The 278-nt window shown below is 57.6% G+C and carries 1 protein-coding gene; it reads left to right on the top strand.

All coding sequences use genetic code 11. The features are described from left to right. On the top strand, positions 1-278 hold a 278-nt coding region (locus tag R0J88_RS19735), incomplete at both ends, for a hypothetical protein (protein ID WP_410900837.1).

Raw genomic sequence — 278 nt, 5'->3', positions numbered from 1 at the left:
GCCGTCATCATGGCCAGCTGGAAAAGCAGAGCTTCTCCAATATCAGTGGCGTGAGTGACGCGCGTACGGTCACGGGGGTAGGCGTCGATTACTCCAATCAGAACAATAATGGTATGCAGTACGGCTGGTACCTGGAGCTACCGGACTCTGGTGAGCGTCTGGTGACCATCCCGGCTGTCCGTGGTGATCTGATTGTCTTCAATACCACCATCCCGGGCTCCAATGGCCCCTGTACTGGCGGTGCCAGTGGTTGGCTGAATGCGCTCAGCTTGCGCAAC

It is taken from the genome of Pseudoalteromonas sp. SIMBA_162 (genome assembly GCF_046535955.1).
GTDB lineage: Bacteria > Pseudomonadota > Gammaproteobacteria > Enterobacterales > Alteromonadaceae > Pseudoalteromonas > Pseudoalteromonas marina.
This window is presented reverse-complemented; position numbering and strand designations above follow the sequence as displayed.